The following is a 24,579-nucleotide window of genomic DNA, read 5'->3' as shown; positions in this document are numbered from 1 at the left end:
CGCGACAGGTGAATCCCCGATGGCGAACGAAGCCAAGCTCCGTGAGTACCTCAAGCGCGTCACCGCCGATCTCCACGAGACCAGCGAACGCCTGAAGGCGGTCGATGCCAAGAACCACGAGCCCATCGCGATCGTCGGGATGAGCTGCCGTTACCCCGGCGGGGTCCGCTCGCCCGAGCAGCTCTGGGACCTCGTCGCCACCGCCACCGACGGCATCACCGGATTCCCCGTCGACCGGGGCTGGGACATCGACCGGGCGTACGACCCGACGGGGGAGCGGCGGGGCAGCACGTACGCCCGCGAGGGCGGATTCCTGCACGACGCCGGGGACTTCGATCCCGAGCTGTTCAAGATCTCGCCGTACGAGGCCCTGGCCATGGACCCGCAGCAGCGGCTCATGCTCGAGGCGTCCTGGGAGGCGATCGAGGACGCCCGGGTCGACCCGCTCTCCCTGCGAGGCAGCCGCGTCGGCGTGTTCGCCGGCATGATGTACCACAACTACGCCGCCGGACTGGACGAGGTCCCGGAGACCCTGGACGGCTTCATCGGCGGTGGCACCGCCAGCAGCGTCCTCTCCGGCCGGGTCGCCTACACCTTCGGGTTCGAGGGGCCGGCGCTCACCGTCGACACCGCCTGCTCGTCCTCACTGGTGGCGTTGCACCTGGCGGTGCAGTCCCTGCGGTCCGGCGAGTGCACCCTCGCGCTGGCCGGCGGCGTCACCGTGATGACCACCCTGGAGACGTTCATCGACTTCAGCCGGCAGCGCGGCCTCGCCCCGGACGGGCGGTGCAAGTCGTTCGCCGAAGGCGCCGACGGGACCGGCTGGTCCGAGGGCGTCGGGATGCTCCTCGTGGAGCGGCTCTCCGACGCCCGCCGCAACGGCCACCGCGTCCTCGCCGTGGTGCGGGGCACCGCGGTCAACCAGGACGGTGCGTCGAACGGGCTGACCGCGCCGAACGGCCCGGCCCAGCAGCGGGCCATCCGACAGGCGCTCGCGGCGGCGCGGCTGTCGACCCTGGACGTGGACGTGGTCGAGGCCCACGGCACCGGGACGACTCTTGGTGACCCGATCGAGGCGCAGGCGTTGTTGGCGACGTACGGGCAGGGGCGGGACGAGCCGTTGTTGCTCGGCTCGATCAAGTCGAATATCGGTCATACGCAGGCGGCGGCGGGTGTGGCGGGTGTGATCAAGATGGTGCTGGCGATGCGGCACGGTCTGGTTCCTCCGTCGTTGCACGTGGATGTGCCGTCGTCGAGGGTGGATTGGTCGGCGGGTGCTGTGGAGTTGGTGGCGGGGTTGCGGTCGTGGCCGGTGGTGGATCGGCTGCGTCGGGCGGCGGTGTCGTCGTTCGGTATCTCCGGCACGAACGCGCACGTGATCATCGAGCAGCCCGAGGCCGAAGCGGTGCCGGTTTCGTCTGCGGCATCGGTGGAGGCGGGACCAGCGGCTGTCGATCTGCCGGTGGTGCCGTGGTTGGTGTCGGGGCGGTCGGTGGAGGCTCTGGCCGGTCAGGCGGGTCGGTTGGCCGGTTTCGTCCGGGAGCGGGCCGGGTTGTCGCTGGTGGATGTGGGTTGGTCGTTGGCCAGTTCGCGGGCGGCGTTGGAGCACCGGGCGGTGGTGTTGGGTGGCAGCGCCGGCGATCTGTCGGCCGGGTTGGTGGCGCTGGCCGGGGGTGAATCGAGGCCTGGCCTGGTGACGGGTGAGGTGGTGTCGGGTCGTCTGGGGTTGGTGTTTGCGGGTCAGGGTGCGCAGCGGTTGGGGATGGGTCGGGAACTCTACGACCGGTTTCCGGTGTTCGCGGATGTGTTCGATCGGGTGTGTGGGTTGTTTGAGGGTCGGCTTCCGTGTTCGTTGCGGGAGGTGGTGTTCGCCGGGCCGGGGTCTGATCTGGCGGGTTTGTTGGATCGGACGGTGTTTGCGCAGGCGGGGTTGTTCGCGGTGGAGGTGGCGTTGTTTGAGTTGTTGTCGTCGTGGGGTGTGAGCGTCGACGTTGTGGCGGGGCATTCGATTGGTGAGGTGGCGGCGGCGTGGGTGGCGGGGGTGTTGTCGTTGGAGGATGCGTGTGCTCTCGTTGCGGCGCGGGGTTGTTTGATGCAGGCGTTGCCGGCTGGTGGGGGCATGCTGGCCGTTGGTGCCACCGAGGCCGAGGTGCGGGCTGTCGCGGGTGCCGGTGTGGATGTGGCGGCGGTGAATGGTCCGGCGTCGGTGGTGTTGTCGGGTCTGGTCGACGAGCTGGATCGGGTGGCCCAGTGGTGTGTTGGGCGGGGTTGGCGGGTGAAGCGGTTGTCGGTGAGTCATGCGTTTCATTCGCGGTTGATGGAGCCGATGCTCGACGAGTTCCGGGCCGCGATTGCGGGCCTGGCCTGGTCTGCGCCACGGTTGCCGGTCGTCTCGGGCGTGACCGGTGGGGTGGCGGATCCGGTGGAGATCTCGGGTCCGGATTATTGGGTGCGGCATGTTCGTGAGGCGGTGCGGTTCGCCGACGGGGTCGCCACGTTGTATGGGCTGGGTGTGACCACGGTTCTGGAGGTGGGTCCGGATGCGACGTTGACGGCGATGGCTGCCGACATTCCGGCTGACCGGGCGGTGCATCTGGTTCCCGTGCTACGCCGGGACCAGCCGGAGACGACCGCACTGGTCACCGCGCTGGCTCGACTGCACGTGACCGGGACTCCGGTGGACTGGGCGGGCTGGGCGGGCTGGTTCACCCATACCGGCGGCCAGCCGCGCACTGTCGACCTGCCCACCTACGCCTTCCAGCGACAGCGGTACTGGCTCAACGCCCGCACGCGCGCCGCCGGTGCCGAGGGCCGTGTCACAGCTCCCCGCGACGAGACGTTCTGGCAGGTCATCGAGAACCAGGACGTCGAGACGCTCGCCGCCACCCTCGCCGTCGACCCCGGGGCCCCGCTCGGTGCCGTGCTCCCCGCACTCTCCGCGTGGCGACGCCGCCAGGAGACCGACTCGACCCTCGACTCGTGGCGGTACCGGGTCGCCTGGCAGCCGCTTCCCGACAGCACCCGCCCGGAGACCGGGGACCTCCTCCTCGTCGTGCCCGCCGAGCCGGAGGGAACCGCCGGGGAGTGGGCGGCGGCACTCACCGCGCCCGGCGTACGGGTGCTGCCGGTGGCCGCCGGAATCGACCGGGCCCGCCTGGCGCAGGAGTTGACCGGGGCGTACGCCGAGGGACAACCCGGTACCGTCCTGTCCCTGCTCGCCCTCTCCTCCGGCACGCATCCCGACTCCGCCTCCGTGCCGGCCGGCCTCGCCGCCACTGTCACCCTCGCCCAGGCCCTCGGCGACGCCGGGACCGCCGCCCGACTCTGGATCGCCACCCGGGGCGCGGTCTCCGTCGACCCGCGTGAGGGCCTCGTCGACCCCGACCAGGCGATGCTCTGGGGCTTCGGCGGTGTGCTGCGTGCCGAGCACCCCCACCGCTGGGGTGGCCTCGTCGACCTGCCCGGGACGCCGGACGCGCGGGGCGTACGGCTGCTGCGCCGGCTGCTCGGCGGTGAACGCACCGAGGACCGGCTCGCCCTCCGGGCCACCGGCGCGTACGCCAAACGGCTGGTCCCCTCCGGTCAGCCGGCCGGTCCCGGCCGTAGCTGGACCCCACGTGGCACGGCGCTCGTCACCGGCGGTACGGGTGCGCTGGGCGGCCACGTCGCCCGTGCCCTCGCGGCGGCGGGTGCCGAGCACCTGCTGCTCGTCAGCCGGCGCGGTCCGGACGCCCCCGGTGCCGGCACCCTGGCCGAGGAGTTGACCGGGCTGGGCACCCGGGTCACCGTCGCGGCCTGCGACGTGGCGGACCGGGACGCGCTGCGCGACCTGCTCTCCACCGTCCCCGCCGACCTGCCGCTCACCACCGTCGTACACACCGCTGCGGCACTCGACGACACGCTGGTCGACGCTCTCACCGTGGCGCAGATGACGACCGCCCTGCGCGCCAAGGTCGACGCCGCCCGGAACCTCGACGAGTTGACCCGCGACCACGAGCTGTCGGCGTTCGTCCTGTTCTCCTCCCTGGCCGGCACCATGGGCGGCCCCGGGCAGGCCAACTACGCTCCCGGGAACGCCTGGCTCGACGCCCTCGCCCGACGCCGTCGCGCCGAAGGACTGCCCGCCACCTCCGTCGCCTGGGGCCTGTGGGCCGAGGGTGGGGTCAGTGCCGGCGGCTTCGAACGCCGGATGGCCCGCAACGGCATCGCGGCGATGGACCCCGCGACGGCTGTCCGCGCCCTCACCCGGTCACTAGAGCACGACGAGACCCACCTGGTGGTCGCCGACGTCGACTGGAACCGGGTGGCGGCCAGCGCCGTCGGTGGTCGGCCCGATCCGCTGATCCGGGACCTGCTGACCGCACCGCAGGTCACCGACGCCGCCACCGCCGACCGGGCCGGCGGTGGCAGCGCCCTGCGACACCGTCTCGCCGGGCTCTCCGAGAGCGAACAACTCGACGCCCTGCGCGACGTGGTGCGCGTCGAGGTCGCGGCGGTGCTCGGCCACGGCAGCGCCGACCAGGTGCCGGCCGAGCGCGCCTTCCGGGACCTCGGCTTCACCTCCCTGACCGCCGTCGAGCTGCGTAACCGGCTCGACGCCGCCACCGGGCTCACGCTGCCCACGACCCTCGCCTTCGACCACCCCAACCCCACCGCGCTGGCGGCCCACGTCCGTACCGAGCTGCTGGGCGGGCATGCCCGGCCCGAGACGCCACACCCGGTGGTACGCCCCGTCGACGACGACCCGATCGTCATCGTCGGCATGGGCTGCCGGTTCCCTGCCGGGGCCGGATCGCCGGAGGAGTTCTGGCGGCTGCTCGCCGACGGCGTCGACGCGATGTCCGACTTCCCCACGAACCGGCACTGGGACCTGGCCGCCCTCTACCACCCCGACCCGGACCACCCCGGGGCGTCGTACGTCACCCAGGGTGCCTTCCTGGACGACGCGGGAGCGTTCGACGCGGAGTTCTTCGGCATCTCGCCCCGCGAGGCGACCGCCATGGACCCGCAGCAGCGGCTGCTGTTGGAGGTCTCCTGGGCGGCGATCGAGGACGCCCGGATCGACCCGGACGCTCTGCGTGGCAGCCGCGTCGGTGTCTTCGCCGGCACGAACGGGCAGGACTTCGACAACCTCATCCGCCACGGCGGCGAAGACCTCGCCGGGTACGGCGCCACCGGTGCCTCCGCCAGCGTGCTGTCGGGGCGGGTGTCGTACTCGTTCGGGTTCGAGGGGCCGGCGGTCACCGTGGACACGGCGTGTTCGTCGTCGCTTGTGGCGTTGCATCTGGCGGTGCAGTCGTTGCGCTCGGGGGAGTGCGATCTGGCATTGGCCGGCGGCGTGACCGTGATGTCCACCCCGGGTGCCTTCGTGGAGTTCTCCCGGCAGCGGGGGCTCTCCGCCGACGGGCGCTGCCGGTCGTTCGCGGACTCGGCGGACGGCACGGGTTGGGGCGAGGGCGTCGGGGTGCTGTTGGTGCAGCGGCTTTCCGACGCGCGCCGCGATGGCCGTCGAGTCCTCGCCGTGGTGCGGGGTAGTGCGGTGAATCAGGATGGTGCGTCGAACGGGTTGACGGCGCCGAACGGTCCGTCGCAGCAGCGGGTGATCCGGCAGGCGCTCGCGAATGCCCGTCTGGGCGCGGCGGACGTGGACGTGGTGGAGGCGCATGGCACCGGGACGACTCTTGGTGATCCGATCGAGGCGCAGGCGTTGTTGGCGACGTACGGGCAGGGGCGGGACGGGCATGAGCCGTTGCTGTTGGGGTCGGTGAAGTCGAATATCGGTCATACGCAGGCGGCTGCGGGTGTGGCGGGTGTGATCAAGATGGTGCTGGCGATGCGGCATGGTGTTGTTCCTCCGTCGTTGCATGTGGATGTGCCTTCGTCGAGGGTGGATTGGTCGGCGGGTGCTGTGGAGTTGGTGGCGGGGTTGCGGTCGTGGCCGGTGGTGGATCGGCTGCGTCGGGCGGCGGTGTCGTCGTTCGGTATCTCCGGCACGAACGCGCACGTGATCATCGAGCAGCCCGAGGCCGAGGCCGAGGCCGAGCCGGTGTCGGCTTCGTCCCTCGCGTCGGTGGATGCCGGGTCAGCGGCTGGTTCGCTGCCGGTGGTGCCGTGGTTGGTGTCGGGGCGGTCGGTGGAGGCTCTGGCTGGTCAGGCGGGTCGGTTGGTGGGGTTCGTCGGGGAGCACGCCGGGCTGTCGCCGGTGGATGTGGGTTGGTCGTTGGCGACGAGTCGGGCGGCGTTGGAGCATCGGGCGGTGGTGTTGGGTAGCAGCGCCGGTGACCTGTCGGCCGGGTTGGCGGCGCTGGCCGGGGGTGAATCGAGGCCTGGCCTGGTGACGGGTGAGGTGGTGTCGGGTCGTCGGGCGTTGGTGTTCGCGGGTCAGGGTGCGCAGCGGTCCGGCATGGGTCGGGAACTCTACGACCGGTTTCCGGTGTTCGCGGACGTGTTTGATCGGGTGTGTGCCCTGTTCGAGGGTCGGCTTCCGTGTTCGTTGCGGGAGGTGGTGTTCGCCGGGCCGGGTACTGATCTGGCGGGCTTGGCGGATCAGACGGTGTTCACGCAGGCGGGGTTGTTCGCGGTGGAGGTGGCGTTGTATGAGCTGTTGTCCTCGTGGGGTGTGACCGCCGATGTTGTGGCGGGGCACTCGATTGGTGAGGTGGCGGCGGCGTGGATGGCGGGGGTGTTGTCGTTGGAGGATGCGTGTGTCCTGGTGGCGGCGCGGGGTTCGTTGATGCAGGGGTTGCCGGCTGGTGGGGGCATGCTGGCGGTTGGTGCTTTTGAGGCCGAGGTGCGGGCTGTCGTGGGTGCCGGTGTGGATGTGGCGGCGGTGAACGGTCCGGCGTCGGTGGTGTTGTCGGGTCGGGTCGACGATCTGGATCGGGTGGCCGGGTGGTGTGCCGAGCGGGGTTGGCGGGTGAAGCGGTTGTCGGTGAGTCATGCGTTTCATTCGCGATTGATGGAGCCGATGCTCGATGAGTTCCGGGCTGCTATTGCGGGTTTGAATTGGGGTGCGCCACGGTTGCCGGTCGTCTCGGGCGTGACCGGTCGGGTGGCGGATCCGGTGGAGATCGCGGGTCCGGATTACTGGGTGCGGCATGTTCGTGAGGCGGTGCGGTTCGCCGACGGGGTCGCCACGTTGTACGGGCTGGGTGTGACCACGGTTCTGGAGGTGGGTCCGGACGCGACGTTGACGGCGATGGCCGCCGACATTCCGGCCGACCGGGCGGTGCACCTGATCCCCGCGTTGCGCCGGGACCAGCCGGAAACGAGCAGTCTCATGACCGCGCTGGCCCGACTGCACGTGACCGGTACTCCGGTGGACTGGGCGGGCTGGTTCACCCACACCGGCGGCCGGCCGCGCACCGTCGACCTGCCCACCTACGCCTTCCAGCGCACCTGGTACTGGCCGGAGGTGACGGCGGCCGGCGGCACGACCTTGCGCTCGGACGGCGACGTCGACGAGCGGTTCTGGGCGGCGGTGGAGCAGGAGGATCTGGCCGGGCTGGGGGAGGAGTTCCAGCTCGACGCCGATCAGCCGTTCAGTGCGCTGCTGCCGAAGCTGGCCCGCTGGCGGCGGGAGGGACGGCAGCGTTCCACCGCCGACTCGTGGCGCTACCGGGTCGAGTGGCGGCCAGCGGCGTCCGTACCGAAGGCGGACCTGACCGGGACCTGGCTGGTGCTGGCAGCGTCGACGCAGACCGACCACCCCGTGATCGCCGGCCTGGCCGGGCACGGTGCCGAGGTCGTGACGGTGCTCCTCGACCCGACGGCGCTTGGCCGTGACGAGGTAGCCGACCGGCTGCGTGCCGCCGTATCCCACCCGGACGACCTCACCGGAGTGGTGTCGTTGCTGTCGCTCGCGGGTGCGGGTGTAGGTGACGGGCTGGCGGTGGTCCAGGCGTTGGGTGACTGCGGTGTGGGTGCCCGGGTGTGGTGGGTGACGCGCGGTGCGGTCTCGGTGCGCAGGGCCGACGAGCCCGTGGATCCGGTCGGAGCTGCGGTGTGGGGTCTCGGTCGGGTGGTGGCGTTGGAGGAGCCGCGCCGGTGGGGCGGTCTGGTGGATCTGCCGCAGGAGATGGACGAGCGGGCGGTCCGCCGGTTCTGCGGAATGCTGACGGCCGGCGGCAGCGAGGACCAGCTCGCCCTGCGCTCCTCGGGGGTGTTCGTCAGGCGGTTGGTGCGTGCGTCGGGTGATCCGGTGCGTCGGGTGTTCGGGTTGTCGGGGACGGTGTTGGTCACCGGTGGTACGGGGGCGCTCGGTTCGCGGGTGGCGGAGTGGGTGGTCGGTGCGGGTGCGGGGCATGTGGTGTTGGCGAGTCGGCAGGGTGGGCGGGCGTCTGGTGTGGTGGAGTTGGTGGAGCGGTTGCGGGTGGCGGGGGCGCGGGTGACTGTGGTCGCGTGTGACGTGGCTGATCGGGCGCAGGTGTCGGCGTTGTTGGAGGGTTTGGCGGGGCAGGGCGATCCGGTCCGCGCCGTCGTGCACGCCGCCGGCGCCCCCCAGTTCACCCCGCTGGCCGAGACCGGTCGGGACGAGTTGGCCGAGGTGCTCCGGGCCAAGGTCGACGGCGCGGTCCACCTGGACGAGTTGTTGCCCGACGGGTTGGACGCGTTCGTGGTGTTCTCCTCGATCGCGGGTGTGTGGGGTTCGGCGGGGCAGGCCGGCTACGCGGCGGCCAACGCCTTCGTGGACGCACTCGTCGCACGCCGTCGTGGCCGGGGTGCTGTCGGCACCGCCGTGGCGTGGGGGCCCTGGGCCGGCGGAGGCATGGCCGTGCGGGGCGAGGCGCAGGAGCAACTGGCCCGGCGTGGTCTGCCGGCGATGAGGCCCGAGTTGGCGGTCGCCGCGTTGCAGGGTGCCCTGGACCGGGACGACGTCTCGGTGGTCGTCGCCGACGTGGCCTGGGACCGGTTCGCGGCCTCCTTCACCGCCCTGCGCCCCAGCCCGCTGCTCGAGGAGATTCCCGAGGCGCGACCCGCGCGGACCGACGCCGACGGGGACACCGGCGACGGTACGCAGTTCGGCCGTCGGCTCGCCGGCATGACAACCACCGAGCGGGACGATTACCTGCTCGACCTGGTCCGGACTCAGGCTGCCGCCGTGCTCGGGCACGCGACGCCGGACGCCGTACCGGCCGACCGGGCGTTCCAGCGTCAGGGCTTCGACTCGCTCACCGCCGTCGAGTTGCGCAACCGGCTCACCGCCGAGACCGGCCTGACCCTGCCCAGCACCCTGGTCTTCGACCACCCGACACCGCTGCTTCTGGCAGCCCAGTTGGGCAGGGAACTGACCGGCGCACCGGCGTCGGCGGTGGCCGAGGGCCGGCCCGTCGCGGTCGACGACGACCCGATCGTCATCGTCGGCATGGGCTGCCGCCTGCCCGGCGGTGTCGACAGCGCCGACCAGCTCTGGGAACTGCTCACCGAGGGCCGGGACGGCATCTCCGACTTCCCGCTCGACCGGGGCTGGGACAGCTTCCTCGACGGCCAGCTCACCGACACGTCCTTCCCCCGCCAGGGCGGCTTCGTCTACGACGCGGGAGCGTTCGATGCGGAGTTCTTCGGCATCTCGCCCCGCGAGGCCCTGGCCATGGACCCGCAGCAGCGGCTGCTGCTGGAGGTGTCCTGGGAGGCGATCGAATCCGCGGGCGTGGACCCGTCGCGCCTCAAGGGCGAACGGGTCGGCGTCTTCGCGGGCGCCAGCTTCCAGGGGTACGCCTCGACAGCGATGGGTCGGGACCAGGAGGTCGGCGGTCACCTGCTCACCGGCAGCGCGACCAGCGTGCTGTCGGGGCGGGTGTCGTACTCGTTCGGGTTCGAGGGGCCGGCGGTCACCGTGGACACGGCGTGTTCGTCGTCGCTTGTGGCGTTGCACCTGGCGGCGCAGTCGCTGCGGTCGGGGGAGTGCGACCTGGCCCTGGCCGGCGGCGTGACCGTGATGGCCTCCCCGGCCACCTTCGTCGAGTTCTCCCGGCAGGGCGGCCTCGCGCCGGACGGGCGGTGCAGGTCGTTCGCCGAGGGCGCCGACGGGACCGGCTGGTCCGAGGGCGTCGGGGTGCTGTTGGTGCAGCGGCTTTCCGACGCGCGCCGCGATGGCCGTCGAGTCCTCGCCGTGGTGCGGGGTAGTGCGGTGAATCAGGATGGTGCGTCGAACGGGTTGACGGCGCCGAACGGTCCGTCGCAGCAGCGGGTGATCCGGCAGGCTCTCGCGAATGCCCGTCTGGGCGCGGCGGACGTGGACGTGGTGGAGGCGCATGGCACCGGGACGACTCTTGGTGATCCGATCGAGGCGCAGGCGTTGTTGGCGACGTACGGGCAGGGGCGGGACGGGCATGAGCCGTTGCTGTTGGGGTCGGTGAAGTCGAATATCGGTCATACGCAGGCGGCTGCGGGTGTGGCGGGTGTGATCAAGATGGTGCTGGCGATGCGGCATGGTGTTGTTCCTCCGTCGTTGCATGTGGATGTGCCTTCGTCGAGGGTGGATTGGTCGGCGGGTGCTGTGGAGTTGGTGGCGGGGTTGCGGTCGTGGCCGGTGGTGGATCGGCTGCGTCGGGCGGCGGTGTCGTCGTTCGGTATCTCCGGCACGAACGCGCACGTGATCATCGAGCAGCCCGAGGCCGAGGCCGAGCCGGTGTCGGCTTCGTCCCTCGCGTCGGTGGATGCCGGGTCAGCGGCTGGTTCGCTGCCGGTGGTGCCGTGGTTGGTGTCGGGGCGGTCGGTGGAGGCTCTGGTCGGTCAGGCGGGTCGGTTGGCCGGTTTCGTCCGGGAGCGGGCCGGGTTGTCGCCGGTGGATGTGGGTTGGTCGTTGGTGACGACTCGGGCGGCGTTGGAGCATCGGGCGGTGGTGTTGGGTGCGACCGGCGGTGACCTGTGTGCGGGGTTGGAGGCGTTGGCCGGTGGTGCTGCCGAGCGGGCCGGCACGCTGGTGGTCGGGCAGGCCGTGTCTGGTCGTCTGGGGTTGGTGTTCACGGGTCAGGGTGCGCAGCGGTCCGGCATGGGTCGGGAACTCTACGATCGGTTTCCGGTGTTCGCGGATGTGTTCGATCGGGTGTGTGGGTTGTTCGAGGGTCGGCTTCCGCGTTCGTTGCGGGAGGTGGTGTTCGCCGGGCCGGGGTCTGATCTGGCGGGTTTGGCGGATCAGACGGTGTTCACGCAGGCGGGGTTGTTCGCGGTGGAGGTGGCGTTGTATGAGTTGTTGTCCTCGTGGGGTGTGACCGGCGACTTTGTGGCCGGGCATTCGATCGGTGAGGTGACGGCGGCGTGGGTGGCGGGGGTGTTGTCGTTGGAGGATGCGTGTGTGTTGGTGGCGGCGCGGGGTTCTTTGATGCAGGGGTTGCCGGCTGGTGGGGGGATGTTGGCGGTGGGTGCTTCTGAGGCCGAGGTGCGTGAGTTGGTCGGTGGTGGTGTGGATGTGGCGGCGGTGAATGGTCCGGCGTCGGTGGTGTTGTCGGGTCTGGTGGAGGATTTGGATCGGGTGGCCCAGTGGTGTGTTGGGCGGGGTTGGCGGGTGAAGCGGTTGTTGGTGAGTCATGGGTTTCATTCGCGGTTGATGGAGCCGATGCTTGAGGAGTTCCGGGCCGCGATTGCGGGTCTGGCCTGGTGTGCGCCGAGGTTGCCGGTGGTGTCGAATCTGACCGGTGGGGTGGCGGATCCGGTGGAGATCGCGGGTCCGGATTATTGGGTGCGGCATGTTCGTGAGGCGGTGCGGTTCGCCGACGGGGTCGCCACGTTGTATGGGCTGGGTGTGACCACGGTTCTGGAGGTGGGTCCGGACGCGACGTTGACGGCGATGGCTGCCGACATTCCGGCTGACCGGGCGGTGCATCTGGTTCCCGTGCTGCGCCGGGACCAGTCGGAGACGACGGCTCTGGTCACCGCCCTGGCTCGACTGCACGTGACCGGCACTGCGGTGGACTGGGCGGGCTGGTTCACCCATACCGGCGGCCAGCCGCGCACTGTCGACCTGCCCACCTACGCCTTCCAACGACAGCGTTACTGGTTGTACGACACGCCGCCGGCCGTCGTCCCCTCCGCAGTGCCCGCGTCGGAGACCGACCAGCGGTTCTGGGCGGCGGTGGAGCAGGAGGATCTGGCCGGGCTGGGGGAGGAGTTCCAGCTCGACGCCGATCAGCCGTTCAGTGCGCTGCTGCCGAAGCTGGCCCGCTGGCGGCGGGAGGGACGGCAGCGTTCCACCGCCGACTCCTGGCGCTACCGGATCGACTGGACGGCCGTACCGGACGCCGAGCCGGCGCTGTCCGGCACGTGGCTGCTGCTGGTGCCGTACCTCGGTCTGGACGGTGCGGTGCTCGCGGCCGTGACCGAAGGACTGACCGCGGCTGGCGGGCAGGTCCGGACGGTGACGCTCGATGGTCCGGCCGACGACCGCGAGCCGGTGGCGAAGGCGCTCCGCGACGTCGGCGAGGTCGCCGGAATCGTCTCGTTGCTGTCGCTCGCCGGTGCGAGCGTCGGTGCGGCGCTGGCAACGGTCCAGGCGTTGGGTGACTGCGGTGTGGGTGCCCGGGTGTGGTGGCTGACCCGGGGTGCGGTCTCCGTCGGGCGCTCCGATGCCGTGCCGGATGCCGTCGGGACTGCGGTGTGGGGTCTCGGTCGGGTGGTGGCGTTGGAGGAGCCGCGTCGGTGGGGCGGTCTGGTGGATCTGCCGCAGGTGGTGGATGGCCGGGTTGTCCGTCGGCTGGCCGGGGTGCTGGCCTCCGGTGTCGAGGACCAGGTGGCGGTGCGGCCGTCGGGGGTGTTCGTCAGGCGGTTGGTGCGTGCGTCGGGTGATCCGGTGCGTCGGGTGTTCGGGTTGTCGGGGACGGTGTTGGTCACCGGTGGTACGGGGGCGCTCGGTTCGCGGGTGGCGGAGTGGGTGGTCGGTGCGGGTGCGGGGCATGTGGTGTTGGCGAGTCGGCAGGGTGGGCGGGCGTCTGGTGTGGTGGAGTTGGTGGAGCGGTTGCGGGTGGCGGGGGCGCGGGTGACTGTGGTCGCGTGTGACGTGGCTGATCGGGCGCAGGTGTCGGCGTTGTTGGAGGGTTTGGCGGGGCAGGGTGACCCGGTCCGCGCCGTCGTGCACGCCGCCGGGGCGGCGCAGTCCGTTCCGCTGGCCGAGATGACCGCCGGGGAACTGGCCGAGGTGCTCCGGGCCAAGGTCGACGGCGCGGTCCACCTGGACGAGTTGTTGCCCGACGGGTTGGACGCGTTCGTGGTGTTCTCCTCGATCGCGGGTGTGTGGGGTTCGGCGGGGCAGGCCGGCTACGCGGCGGCCAACGCGTACCTCGACGGGCTGGTCGCGCGGCGCCGGGCCGGTGGCCGCGCCGGCACCGCAGTGGCCTGGGGCCCCTGGGCCGGTGCCGGCATGGCCCAGGGCGAGCAGCAGGAGCAACTGGCCCGGCGTGGTCTGCCGGCAATGAGGCCCGAGTTGGCGGTCGCCGCGTTGCAGGGTGCCCTGGACCGGGACGACGTCTCGGTGGTCGTCGCCGACGTGGCCTGGGACCGGTTCGCCGCCTCCTTCACCGCCCTGCGCCCCAGCCCGCTGCTCGACGGCATTCCGGAGGCCGGTGCCGCCGGCCAGCCGGAGACGCCAGCGGCGGACACCGGGGCACCGCAGGCTCTGCGGGACCGGCTCACCGCCGCGGGCGAGGCCGAGCGGGAGCGCATCCTGCTCGACCTGGTACGCGGCACCGCGGCCACCGTCCTGGGGCACCGCACCCCGGCGGCGATCCGGGCCGGCCGGGGCTTCCTGGAACTCGGCTTCGACTCGCTCACCGCCGTGGAGCTGCGCAACCGGCTCACCGCCGAGACGGGTCTGACCCTGCCGACGACCCTGGTCTTCGACCACCCGTCGCCGGCGGCGCTCGCCGCGCACCTGCGCGCCGAGTTGGTGCCGCACGCGGCGGCCGGCCCGGTCGTCGCCGAGATCGAGCGGCTCGACCAGCTCCTGCGCGCGGTCCCCGACGACCGGCGCGACGACGCGGAGATCACCCGCCGGCTGGAGGACCTGGTGGCCCGGTGGCGGGGCGGCACGTCCCCCGTGGCAGCCGCTCCGGCACCCGCCGGGGACGAGGGCGACGTAGCCGACGACCTGGCCAGCGCCACCGAGGACGACGTCTTCGACATCATCCAGCGGGAGTTCGGCAAGTCGTGACCATGGTCCGCCCTAGGGGTGCGCCGCGCGCACCTAGGGGTGTGCCACCACCTGACGGGCTCCGTAGGGTCGGAGCCCGTCAGGTGGTCGTCCCCGGCCGGCACGCGGGACGGACGGTGGGGTGCGCGCGGGTGCCCGCAGGTACGGGAGGTTCCGGGTGACCCACGTCCGTCAACTGCTGGCGATCAGCGACCTCCACGTCGTGTACGCGGAGAACCGCGCGATCGTCGAGGGCCTGCGCCCCGGTAACGACGGGGACTGGTTGATCGTCGCCGGTGACGTCGGCGAGTTCGTCGCCGACGTCGAGTGGGCGCTCGGTCTGCTCAGCGAGCGCTTCGCCAAGGTGATCTGGGCACCGGGCAACCACGAGCTGTGGACGCCTCGGGACGACGCCGTGCAGTTGCGTGGCGAGGCGCGTTACCGGCACCTGGTCGAGCTGTGCCGCCGGCTGGGTGTGGTCACACCGGAGGATCCGTACCCGGTGTGGGACACCGACGGCGACCCCGTCCTCGTCGCCCCGCTCTTCGTCGGCTACGACTACACGTGGCGGCCCCCGGGGACGTACACCCGGGAGCAGGCGTTGGCGCTGGCGCACGAGACCGGTGTCGTCTGCACCGACGAGATCCTGCTGCACCCGGACCCGTATCCGAGTCGGGACGCCTGGTGCCGGGCCCGGGTCATCCAGACCGAGCGGCGGCTCGACGCGGAGCGTGGGAGGCTGCCCACCGTCCTGGTCAACCACTACCCGCTGGTCCGTGAGCCGACCCGCATCCTGCGGTTCCCCGAGTTCGCCCAGTGGTGCGGCACCGATCTGACGGCGGACTGGCACCTGCGCTACGAGGCCCGCGTGGCCGTGTACGGGCACCTGCACATCCCCCGCACCACCTGGTACGACGGGGTGCGTTTCGAGGAGGTGTCGGTCGGCTACCCGCGTGAGTGGCGTCGTCGTGCCACCCCTCCCGGCCGGTTGCGGTCCCTCCTGCCGACTCCCGCCGGGTACTCCGCCTGACGGTGCACCGCAAGAGCGTCCGGGAACGTCTCGACCGCCCTCATCCTGCTGTTTTCCGCTGCTCCGATGGCCCGTCCGGCCGGGCTGAATGAGGGGTCCGTAGGGGTTGGGCGGCAGTTCACCGCTCAGTACCGTCCACTCACGTTAGCGGTCGGATACCGGCATCCCCAGGGCGGACGGTGCGGTGGTGTGCGGTTGGTCAGCGGTGAGGGACGGACATTGATGCGGTGAGTGCGCCTCCGCGCCGCCATCGGTCGCTGCCTGTCGAAGATGCCGGGCCGGATCGACGGCTTCCTCAGTGTTCGGCGGAAATCGATCGGTAGCAAGTTCCGGGCGGGTGGGTCATGGCGGACGAAGAGAAGCTCCTCGAACACCTGAAGTGGGTGACCACGGAACTCCGCCAGGCGCACCGGCGCCTGCGGGAACTGGAGGACGCCGAAGCCGAGCCGATCGCCGTCGTGGGCATGGCGTGCCGCTTCCCCGGCGGCGTCAGCTCGCCGGAGGAGCTGTGGGACCTCGTCGCCGCCGGCACGGACGCGACCGGGACGTTCCCCACGGACCGCGGTTGGGACCTGGCCGCGCTGTACGACCCGGACCCGGACCACCCGGGCACCTCGTACAGCGACCGGGGCGGCTTCCTGCGCGACGCCGGTCACTTCGATCCCACCCTGTTCGGCATCTCGCCCCGCGAAGCGCTGGCCATGGATCCCCAGCAGCGGCTGCTGCTGGAGACCACCTGGGAGGTCTTCGAGCGCTCCGGCATCGACGTGGGCACCCTGCGCGGCAGCCGCACCGGGGTGTTCGTCGGCACCGCCGGCCAGGACTACGCGTCCGTGCTGGGTCGCCTGCCGGAGGGCGTCGAGGGGTACGTGCTGACCGGCACCGCCGCGAGCGTCATCTCCGGACGGCTCGCCTACACGTTCGGGCTGGAGGGCCCGGCCGTCACCATCGACACCGCCTGTTCGTCGTCGCTGGTCGCCCTGCACCTGGCCGGTCAGGCCCTGCGGGACGGTGAGTGCACCCTCGCCGTCGCCGGTGGCGTCAGCGTGATGGCCACCCCCGGTGGGTTCGTCGAGTTCTCGCGCCAGCGCGGCCTCGCCTCCGACGGGCGCTGCAAGGCGTTCTCCGCCGACGCGGACGGCACCGGCTGGGCCGAGGGCGTCGGCATGGTGCTCGTGGAGCGGCTTTCCGACGCCCGGCGCAACGGCCACCCCGTGCTCGCCGTCATCCGGGGCAGCGCCGTCAACCAGGACGGGGCCAGCAGCGGCCTCACCGCCCCGAACGGCCCCGCGCAGCAGCGCGTCATCCGGCAGGCCCTCGAGAACGCCCGGCTCACCCCCGCCGACGTCGACGTCGTCGAGGCGCACGGCACCGGCACCCGGCTGGGTGACCCGATCGAGGCCCAGGCCCTGCTCGCCACGTACGGCCGGGAGCGACCCGCCGACCGGCCGCTCTGGCTCGGCTCCCTGAAGTCGAACATCGGGCACACCCAGGCGGCGGCCGGGGTGGCCGGTGTGATCAAGATGGTCATGGCGATGCGGCACGGGCTGCTGCCGGCGACCCTGCACGTGGCCGAGCCCACCCCGCACGTCGACTGGACGGCCGGCGCGGTCTCCCTGCTCGCCGAGGCCCAACCGTGGCCCGAAACGGACGGGCCGCGCCGCGCCGCCGTCTCGTCGTTCGGCATGAGCGGCACCAACGCCCACCTCGTGCTGGAACAGGCCGCCGCGTCCGAACCCCCGACCGACGGTACGCCCGGAGCGCGGACGCTGCCGGCGGCCCCGGTCCTGCTCTCCGCCGCGAATCCCGCCGCGCTCCGCGCGCAGGCCGGCCGCTGGGCGGCCTGGCTGGACAGCGACGCGGACCTGCGCCCCCTGGACGTCGGGTTCGCGTCGGCCACCTCGCGGACCACTCTGGACAGCCGGGCCGTCCTGTCGGCCACCGGCCGCGACGACCTGCTGGCCGGGCTGCGGGCGCTGGCGGCGGGGGAGCCGTCGGGTGTGGTGGTCACCGGTCAGGCGGCCGACAGGGGTCCGCTCGCGGTGCTCTTCTCCGGGCAGGGCGCGCAGCGTGCCGGCATGGGCCGGGAGCTGTACGCGGCGTTCCCGGTGTTCGCCGCCGTCTTCGACGAGGTCTGCGGGCACCTCGACCGGGCCCTGTCGCAGCCCCTGCGGGCGGTGCTGTTCGCCGACGCGGGCTCGCCGGCGGCGGCGCTGCTGGACCGGACGGAGTTCACCCAGGCCGGGCTGTTCGCGGTCGAGGTGGCGCTGTTCCGCCTGGTGGAGTCGTTCGGGATCGTTCCCGACTTCGTAGCCGGCCACTCGGTCGGGGAGATCGTCGCCGCGCACGTGGCGGGGGTGCTGTCCCTGGAGCACGCCTGCGCGCTGGTCGCCGCCCGTGGCCGGTTGATGCAGGCTCTGCCGGCCGGTGGCGGCATGCTCGCGGTGGCCGCGCCGGAGGCCGACGTGGCCGCTTCGATCGAGGGGTCGACCGACCGGGTGGGGATCGCGGCCGTGAACGGCCCGTCGGCGGTCGTCGTGTCGGGTGCCGTCGAAGCGCTGGACGAGGTGGAGCGGGTCTGGCGGGACCGGGGTGTGCGCACCCGCCGGCTCACCGTCAGCCACGCCTTCCACAGCCCGCTGATGGAACCGATGCTGGCGAAGTTCCGGGCGCTGCTGACCCGGCTCACCTTCTCCGCGCCGGTGCTGCCCGTGGTGTCGCACCTGACCGGTGCCCTCGCCGACGGCGACGACCTCCGCACCCCCGACTACTGGGTGCGCCACGTCGTCGACGCGGTCCGGTACGCCGACGGGATCACCGCGCTCCGCGCCGCCGGGGTGGACACGTTCCTGGAGGTCGGCCCGCAGAGCGTCCTGACCGCGATGACCGCCGACGCCCTGCCCGGCGACGACGTCCTCGCCGTCGCCGCCCAGCGCCGGGACCGGTCCGAGGTGATCGGCCTGCTGGGTGCCCTGGCCGAACTGCACGTCCATGGCGTGCCGGTGACCTGGGCGTCGTGGTTCGCCGGTGGTGGTGCGGTGCGGGTGGACCTGCCGACGTACGCGTTTCAGCGGGAGCGGTTCTGGCCGGTGGTGTCGGCGTGGCGGGTGGGTGATGTCTCGGGTGCTGGTCTGGGTGTGGCGGGGCATCCGTTGTTGGGTGCGGCGGTGCGGTTGGCTGGTGATGGTGGGGTGCTGTTGACGGGTCGGTTGTCGGCCTCGACCCACCCGTGGCTGGCCGACCACGTGGTGTCGGGTTCGGTGGTGGTGCCGGGTACGGCGTTTGTGGAGTTGGTGGTGCGGGCTGGTGATGAGGTGGGTGCGTCGCGGGTTCGGGAGTTGACAGTTGCGGCGCCGATGCATCTGCCGGCTGTCGGTGGGGTTCGGGTGCAGGTGCGTGTTGGTGATGCTGATGGTGCCGGTGGTCGGGATGTGGCGGTGTACTCGCAGCTCGACGACGACGTCGACGCCGAGTGGATCCGGCACGCCGAGGGCGTGCTCGAACCCGCGACGGCCGACGAGCCGGTCCTGCCGGTCTGGCCGCCGGCCGGGGCGTCCGAGGTGGAACTCGCCGGCTGGTACCCGACGTTCGCGGAGCACGGCCTGTCGTACGGGCCGGTGTTTCAGGGGTTGCGTCGGGTGTGGTCGGGTGATGGCGAGGTGTTCGCCGAGGTGGTTCTGCCTGATGGTGTGGTGGACGTGTCGGGGTTCGGGGTGCATCCGGCGTTGTTGGATGCGGCGTTGCATCCGATCGGGTTGTTGGATGTGGGGGACGGGTCGTCGGGTCCTCGGGTGCCGTTCGTGTTCGAGGGTGTGCAGGTGTATGCCTCGGGTGCTCGTGTGTTGCGGGTGTGGTTGAGGCGGGTGGGTTCGGGTGTGCGTCTGGTGGCGGTGGACGAGTCGGGTGCGCCGGTGGTGTCGGTGGACTCTCTCGTCCTGCGGGAGATGGGTGCCGCCTCCGCGCCGAGCGCGGTGGACCGTTCCCTGTTCGAGGTCTCCTGGCACGTCGAGGACGTCGCGCCGGTCGCGGCGCTGGTCAGCTCGGCGGTGCTGACGACCGGTGACGCCGCGCTCGGCGTCGACCTGCCCGGGGTGTCGGCGTACGCGGACGTGGCGGCCCTGCTCGCCGCCGTCGAGGCGGGGGAGCCCTCACCGACGTTGCTGCTGCTGCCGACGCGGGACGTCACCGGGGTCCCGGTGCCGGAGGCGGTCCGGGCGTCGACCGTGAACGTCCTGGTGACGGTGCAGGCGTGGCTGGCGGCGGACGCGCTCGCCGACTCCCGGCTGGTGGTGTTCACCCGGGGCGCGATGGCGGTCGGCGACGAGGACCGGGCTGTCGATCCGGCCGGTGCGGCGGTGTGGGGTCTGCTGCGGTCGGCGCAGTCCGAACACCCGGGCCGCATCGTCCTGGTCGACCTGGACGGTGTCCTGGACGTCGACGCCGCTGCGCTGGTCGCGGCGGTGGCCGGCGACCCGACCCCGACCGGCGACCAGCTCGCGATCCGCGGCGGCACCGTCTTCGTACCCCGGTTGACCCGCCTCACCGGCGACGACCTGGTGCCCCCGGCGTCGGGCCTCTGGCACCTCGCGCCGGTCACGCCCGGCACGCTGGACGGCGTCGACCTGGTGCCCGCCCCGGCTCTGCCGCTCGCGCCGGGGCAGGTGCGCATCGCGGTGCGGGCCACAGGCGTGAACTTCCGCGACGTGCTGATCGCGCTCGACATGTACCCGGACCCGGCGGCCCGGATGGGCAGCGAGGGCGCGGGCGTGGTGCTGGAGGTCGGTCCGGACGTCGACGACCTCGTGCCCGGCGACCGGGTCATGGGCATGTTCGAGCCCGGGTTCGGCCCCCAGGTGGTGGCGCAGCGGGAGCGGGTGGCCAGGATCCCCGCCGGCTGGTCGTACGCCCAGGCCGCCTCCGTCCCGCTGGTCTTCCTGACGGCGTTCTACGCGTTGCGCGACCTGGCTGGTCTGCGGGCCGGTGAGTCGGTGCTGGTCCATTCGGGTGCCGGTGGTGTGGGTATGGCGGCGATCCAGCTCGCCCGGCATTTCGGTGCGACGGTGTATGCGACGGCGAGTCCTGGGAAGTGGGGCGTTCTGCGGGAGTTGGGGGTCGCGCCGGAGCGGATCGCGTCGTCGCGGACCACGGAGTTCGAGGGCGTGTTCCTGGCCGCGTCGGGTGGTTCGGGTGTGGACGTGGTGCTCGACGCGCTGGCCGGTGAGTTCGTGGACGCGTCGTTGCGGTTGTTGCCGCGTGGTGGTCGGTTCGTGGAGATGGGCAAGACCGACGTCCGGGACGCCGATGTGGTGGCGGAGCAGTATCCGGGTGTCGCTTATCGGGCGTTCGATCTGAACGAGGCGGGTGGTGTCCGGATCGGGCAGATGCTGGCCGAGTTGTTGGGGTTGTTCGAGCGGGGTGTGCTGCGGCCGTTGCCGATCCGGGTGTGGGATGTGCGGGAGGCGCGGGGGGCGTTGCGGCACATCAGTCAGGCCCGGCACGTGGGCAAGGTGGTGCTCACCGTGCCTGCCCCGGTGGACCCGGAGGGCACGACGCTGGTCACGGGTGCGTCGGGCACTTTGGCGGGTGTGGTGGCGCGGCATCTGGTCGCTACCGGGCAGTCCCGCCGTCTGCTGTTGGTGTCGCGTCGTCTGCCCGCCGAGGGCAGCGACTACGCAGCGTCGGTCGCGGAGCTGACCGGCGCGGGCGCGGTCGTGATGCCGGTGGCTGTGGACGTCGCCGATCCGGCGCAGGTCGCTGCTCTGGTCGCGGGTGTGGACCCGGCGCATCCGTTGACCGCGGTGGTGCACTGCGCGGGGGTCATCGCCGACGCGACGATCACCTCCCTCGACGCGGACGCCGTGGCCACCGTCATGCGGCCGAAGGTGGATGCGGCGTGGGCGTTGCACGAGGCGACGGCGGGGTTGGACCTGTCGGCGTTCGTGATGTTCTCGTCGATCGCGGCGACGCTCGGTTCGCCCGGTCAGGGCAACTACGCGGCGGCGAACGCGTTCCTCGACGCCCTCGCGTCCTACCGGCGGGCGGACGGACTGCCGGCCACCAGTATCGGCTGGGGCATGTGGGCCGCCACCAGCAGCATGACCGCCCACCTCGACCGGGACGACGAGCAGCGGCTGAGCCGGCTCGGCATGACCGGCCTCACCGCCGCCGAGGGCGCCGCCCTGTTCGACGCCGCGACGGCCAGGGCACTGCCGGCGATCGCTGCGGCCCGCCTCCGGATCACCGGGGACGCCGGACAGGTTCCGCCGATCCTGCGGCTGCTCGCCCGATCGGGCGGACGCCGCCAGGCCGGCGGCCCGACCGGCACCGGTGGCTCTTCCTGGCGTGACCGGCTGGTCGGGCTGTCGCAGGACGAGGCCCGTCGGTTGCTTGTGGAGTTGGTCTGTGCCCAGGCGGCGGCGGTGCTGGGGCATGCGTCGGCGCAGGCGGTGCCGGGTGGTCGGGCGTTCAAGGAACTCGGGTTCGACTCGTTGACCTCGGTGGAGCTGCGGAACCGGTTGGCCTCGGTGACCGGGCTGCGGCTTTCCGCGACCCTCGTCTTCGACTACCCGACACCGGCCCGGCTCGCCGAGCACCTGCACGAGCGGCTCGACGAGACCAGCAGCGGCGACCGGCCCGTGGCCCCGACCGCCGGTACGGCGGCCTCCGACGAGCCCATCGCGATCATCGGTATGGCCTGCCGCTACCCGGGTGGGGTGGCGACCCCCGAACAGTTGTGGGCTCTGGTCGCCTCGGGTGGGGACGCGATCGGCGGTTTCCCCACCGACCGGGGTTGGGACCTGGAGACCCTCTACGACCCGGACGCCGACCGGGCGGGGACGTCCACCACCCGGCAGGGTGGCTTCCTGTACGACGCGGCCGAGTTCGATCCGGGTTTCTTCGGCATCTCGCCCCGTGAGGCGCTGGCGATGGATCCGCAGCAGCGGTTGCTGTTGGAGACCTCGTGGGAGGCGTTCGAGTACGCCGGCATAGACCCCACCAGCGGACACGGCACCATCACCGGTGTCTTCATCGGTGCCGCCTCCTCCGGCTACGCCGCCAGCGGCAGCGACGGCCTCGACGGGCTCGAAGGCCACCTGTTGACCGGCACCGCCGGCAGTGTCGCCTCCGGCCGGGTCGCGTACACCTTCGGTCTGGAGGGGCCGGCGGTGACTGTGGACACGGCGTGTTCGTCGTCGCTGGTGGCCCTGCACCTGGCCGCGCAGGCGCTGCGCTCCGGCGAGTGCGAGATGGCCCTCGCCGGTGGCGTGGCGCTGATGGCCGCTCCGGGCATGTTCTCCGAGTTCTCCCGCCAGGGCGGTCTCGCTCCGGATGGTCGGTGCAAGGCGTTCGCCGGGGGTGCGGACGGCACTGGTTGGGGTGAGGGTGTGGGCATGCTCCTGGTGGAGCGGCTGTCAGACGCCCGGCGGCGTGGGCACCGGGTTCTTGCGGTGGTGCGGGGTAGTGCGGTGAACCAGGATGGTGCGTCGAATGGGTTGACGGCGCCGAATGGTCCGTCGCAGCAGCGGGTGATTCGTCAGGCTCTTGCCAACGCGCGGCTGTCGACGGCGGATGTGGATGTTGTCGAAGCGCATGGCACCGGGACCACGCTGGGTGATCCGATCGAGGCGCAGGCGTTGTTGGCGACGTATGGGCAGGGTCGGTCGGGGGGTCGGCCGTTGTTGTTGGGGTCGGTGAAGTCGAATCTTGGTCACACGCAGGCGGCGGCGGGTGTGGCGGGTGTGATCAAGATGGTTATGGCGATGCGGCATGGTCTGGTGCCGGCGTCGTTGCATGTGGATGAGCCGTCGCCGCATGTGGACTGGTCGGCGGGGGCGGTGGCGTTGGCGACGGAGGCGATGCCGTGGCCGGTGGTGGATCGGCCGCGTCGGGCGGCGGTGTCGTCGTTCGGGATCTCCGGCACGAATGCGCACGTGATCATCGAGCAGGCCCGGGTCGACACCCCGACGCCCCGCCCCGAGCGTCCTGCCGCGTTGCCCGGGTTGGTCGCCGTCGACGCCGTACCGCTGCCCGTCTCGGCGCGCAGTGCCCGCGCGCTGCGCGACCAGGCGGCGCGGATCCGCGACCACCTCGCCGAGCACCCGGACCTGGACCTGCTCGACCTCGGGTACTCGCTCGCCACCGGCCGCGCGCACCACCCGTACCGGCAGGTCGTGGTCGCCGCCGACCGCGACGACGCGCTGACCGGGCTCGCCACCCTGGTCGAGGCGGACCACCGCGTCAGCATCGGCGACGGCACGCCCAAGGTCGTCTTCGTCTTCCCCGGCCAGGGCTCCCAGTGGACCGGCATGGCCCTCGACCTCCTCGACTCCTCGCCGGTCTTCCGGAGCCGGATGCGGGAGTGCGCGGCGGAGCTGTCCCGACTGGTCGACTGGTCCGTCGAGGACGTCCTGCGGGGCTCCCCGGGCGCCCCGCCGATGGACCGCGTCGACGTCGTCCAGCCGCTGCTCTTCTCCGTCATGGTCTCCCTCGCCGAGGTGTGGAAGGCCTGCGGCGTCCGGCCGGACGCGGTCATCGGCCACTCGCAGGGTGAGATCGCCGCCGCCTGCGCCGCCGGCGCGCTCACCCTTCCCGACGCCATCCGTCTGGTCGTGGCCCGCAGCCGGGGCCTGCTCGCCATCTCCGGGCTCGGCGGCATGGTCTCCGTGCCGCTCTCTGCCGCCGACACCGGGCAGCTCATCGCGCCCTGGGCGGACACCCTCTCCGTCGCCGCGCTGAACGGGGCAGGCGTCACCGTCGTCTCCGGCGACGCGACGTCCGTCGCCGAACTGCTCGCCACCTGCACGGAGCGCGGCATCCGGGCCCGGCAGATCGCCGTGGACTACGCGTCCCACTGCGGCCACGTCGAAGCGGTCCGTGAGGACTTGGCCGTGGCACTCGGCACGATCGAGTCCCACCCCACCGAGGTTGCCTTCCACTCCACCGTCACCGGCGATCGCGTCGACACCACGGAGCTGGACGCCGACTACTGGTACCGCAACCTGCGCGAGCCGGTCCGCCTCGCTCCCGTCGTCGACGCCCTGATCGCCGCCGGCCACCGGACGTTCGTCGAGGTCAGCCCGCACCCCGTGCTCAAGGTGGTGGTTCAGGACGCGCTCGACCGGGCCGTCGCCGACCCGGCCGGCCAGCACCCGGCCGCCGGGCAGCCCGGCGTCGTGGTCGGCTCCCTGCGCCGCGACGAGAACGGCCCCCGCCAGCTCCTCACCGCTCTCGGCAGCCTGCACACGGCCGGCGTACCCGTCGACTGGGCAGGCGTCTTCGCCGGTGGTGGTGCGGTGCGGGTGGACCTGCCGACGTATGCGTTCCAGCGGGAGCGGTTCTGGCCGGTGGCGGTGGCCTGGCGTGCGGGCGACGTGTCGGGGGTGGGTCTCGCGGCGGCGGGGCATCCGTTGTTGGGTGCGGCTGTCTG

3 protein-coding genes are annotated in these 24,579 nt (G+C 72.1%); all 3 read left to right on the top strand.

The features are described 5' to 3' along the window. The first annotated feature begins 19 nt into the window (after nucleotides 1-19). The gene (locus tag AC0AIB_RS17490) at nucleotides 20-14,143 is read left to right on the top strand and encodes a type I polyketide synthase (protein ID WP_465097075.1); all 14,124 of its coding nucleotides are present in this window, start codon (nucleotides 20-22) and stop codon (nucleotides 14,141-14,143) included. 157 nt (nucleotides 14,144-14,300) lie between these two features. Then, nucleotides 14,301-15,152, top strand: coding sequence for a metallophosphoesterase family protein (locus tag AC0AIB_RS17485; RefSeq protein WP_465097074.1), 852 nt, complete (start codon nucleotides 14,301-14,303; stop codon nucleotides 15,150-15,152). 344 nt (nucleotides 15,153-15,496) lie between these two features. Next, a partial coding sequence (locus AC0AIB_RS17480; RefSeq protein ID WP_465097073.1) for an SDR family NAD(P)-dependent oxidoreductase occupies nucleotides 15,497-24,579 on the top strand: 9,083 nt, incomplete at its 3' end.

The sequence above is a fragment of the Micromonospora sp. DSM 43699 genome, assembly GCF_055517075.1.
This window is presented reverse-complemented; position numbering and strand designations above follow the sequence as displayed.

Excerpts from the sequence above, each read along its gene's own strand:
- AC0AIB_RS17490 (WP_465097075.1), top strand. The coding sequence starts at position 20 with ATGGCGAACGAAGCCAAGCTCCGTGAGTACCTCAAGCGCGTCACCGCC.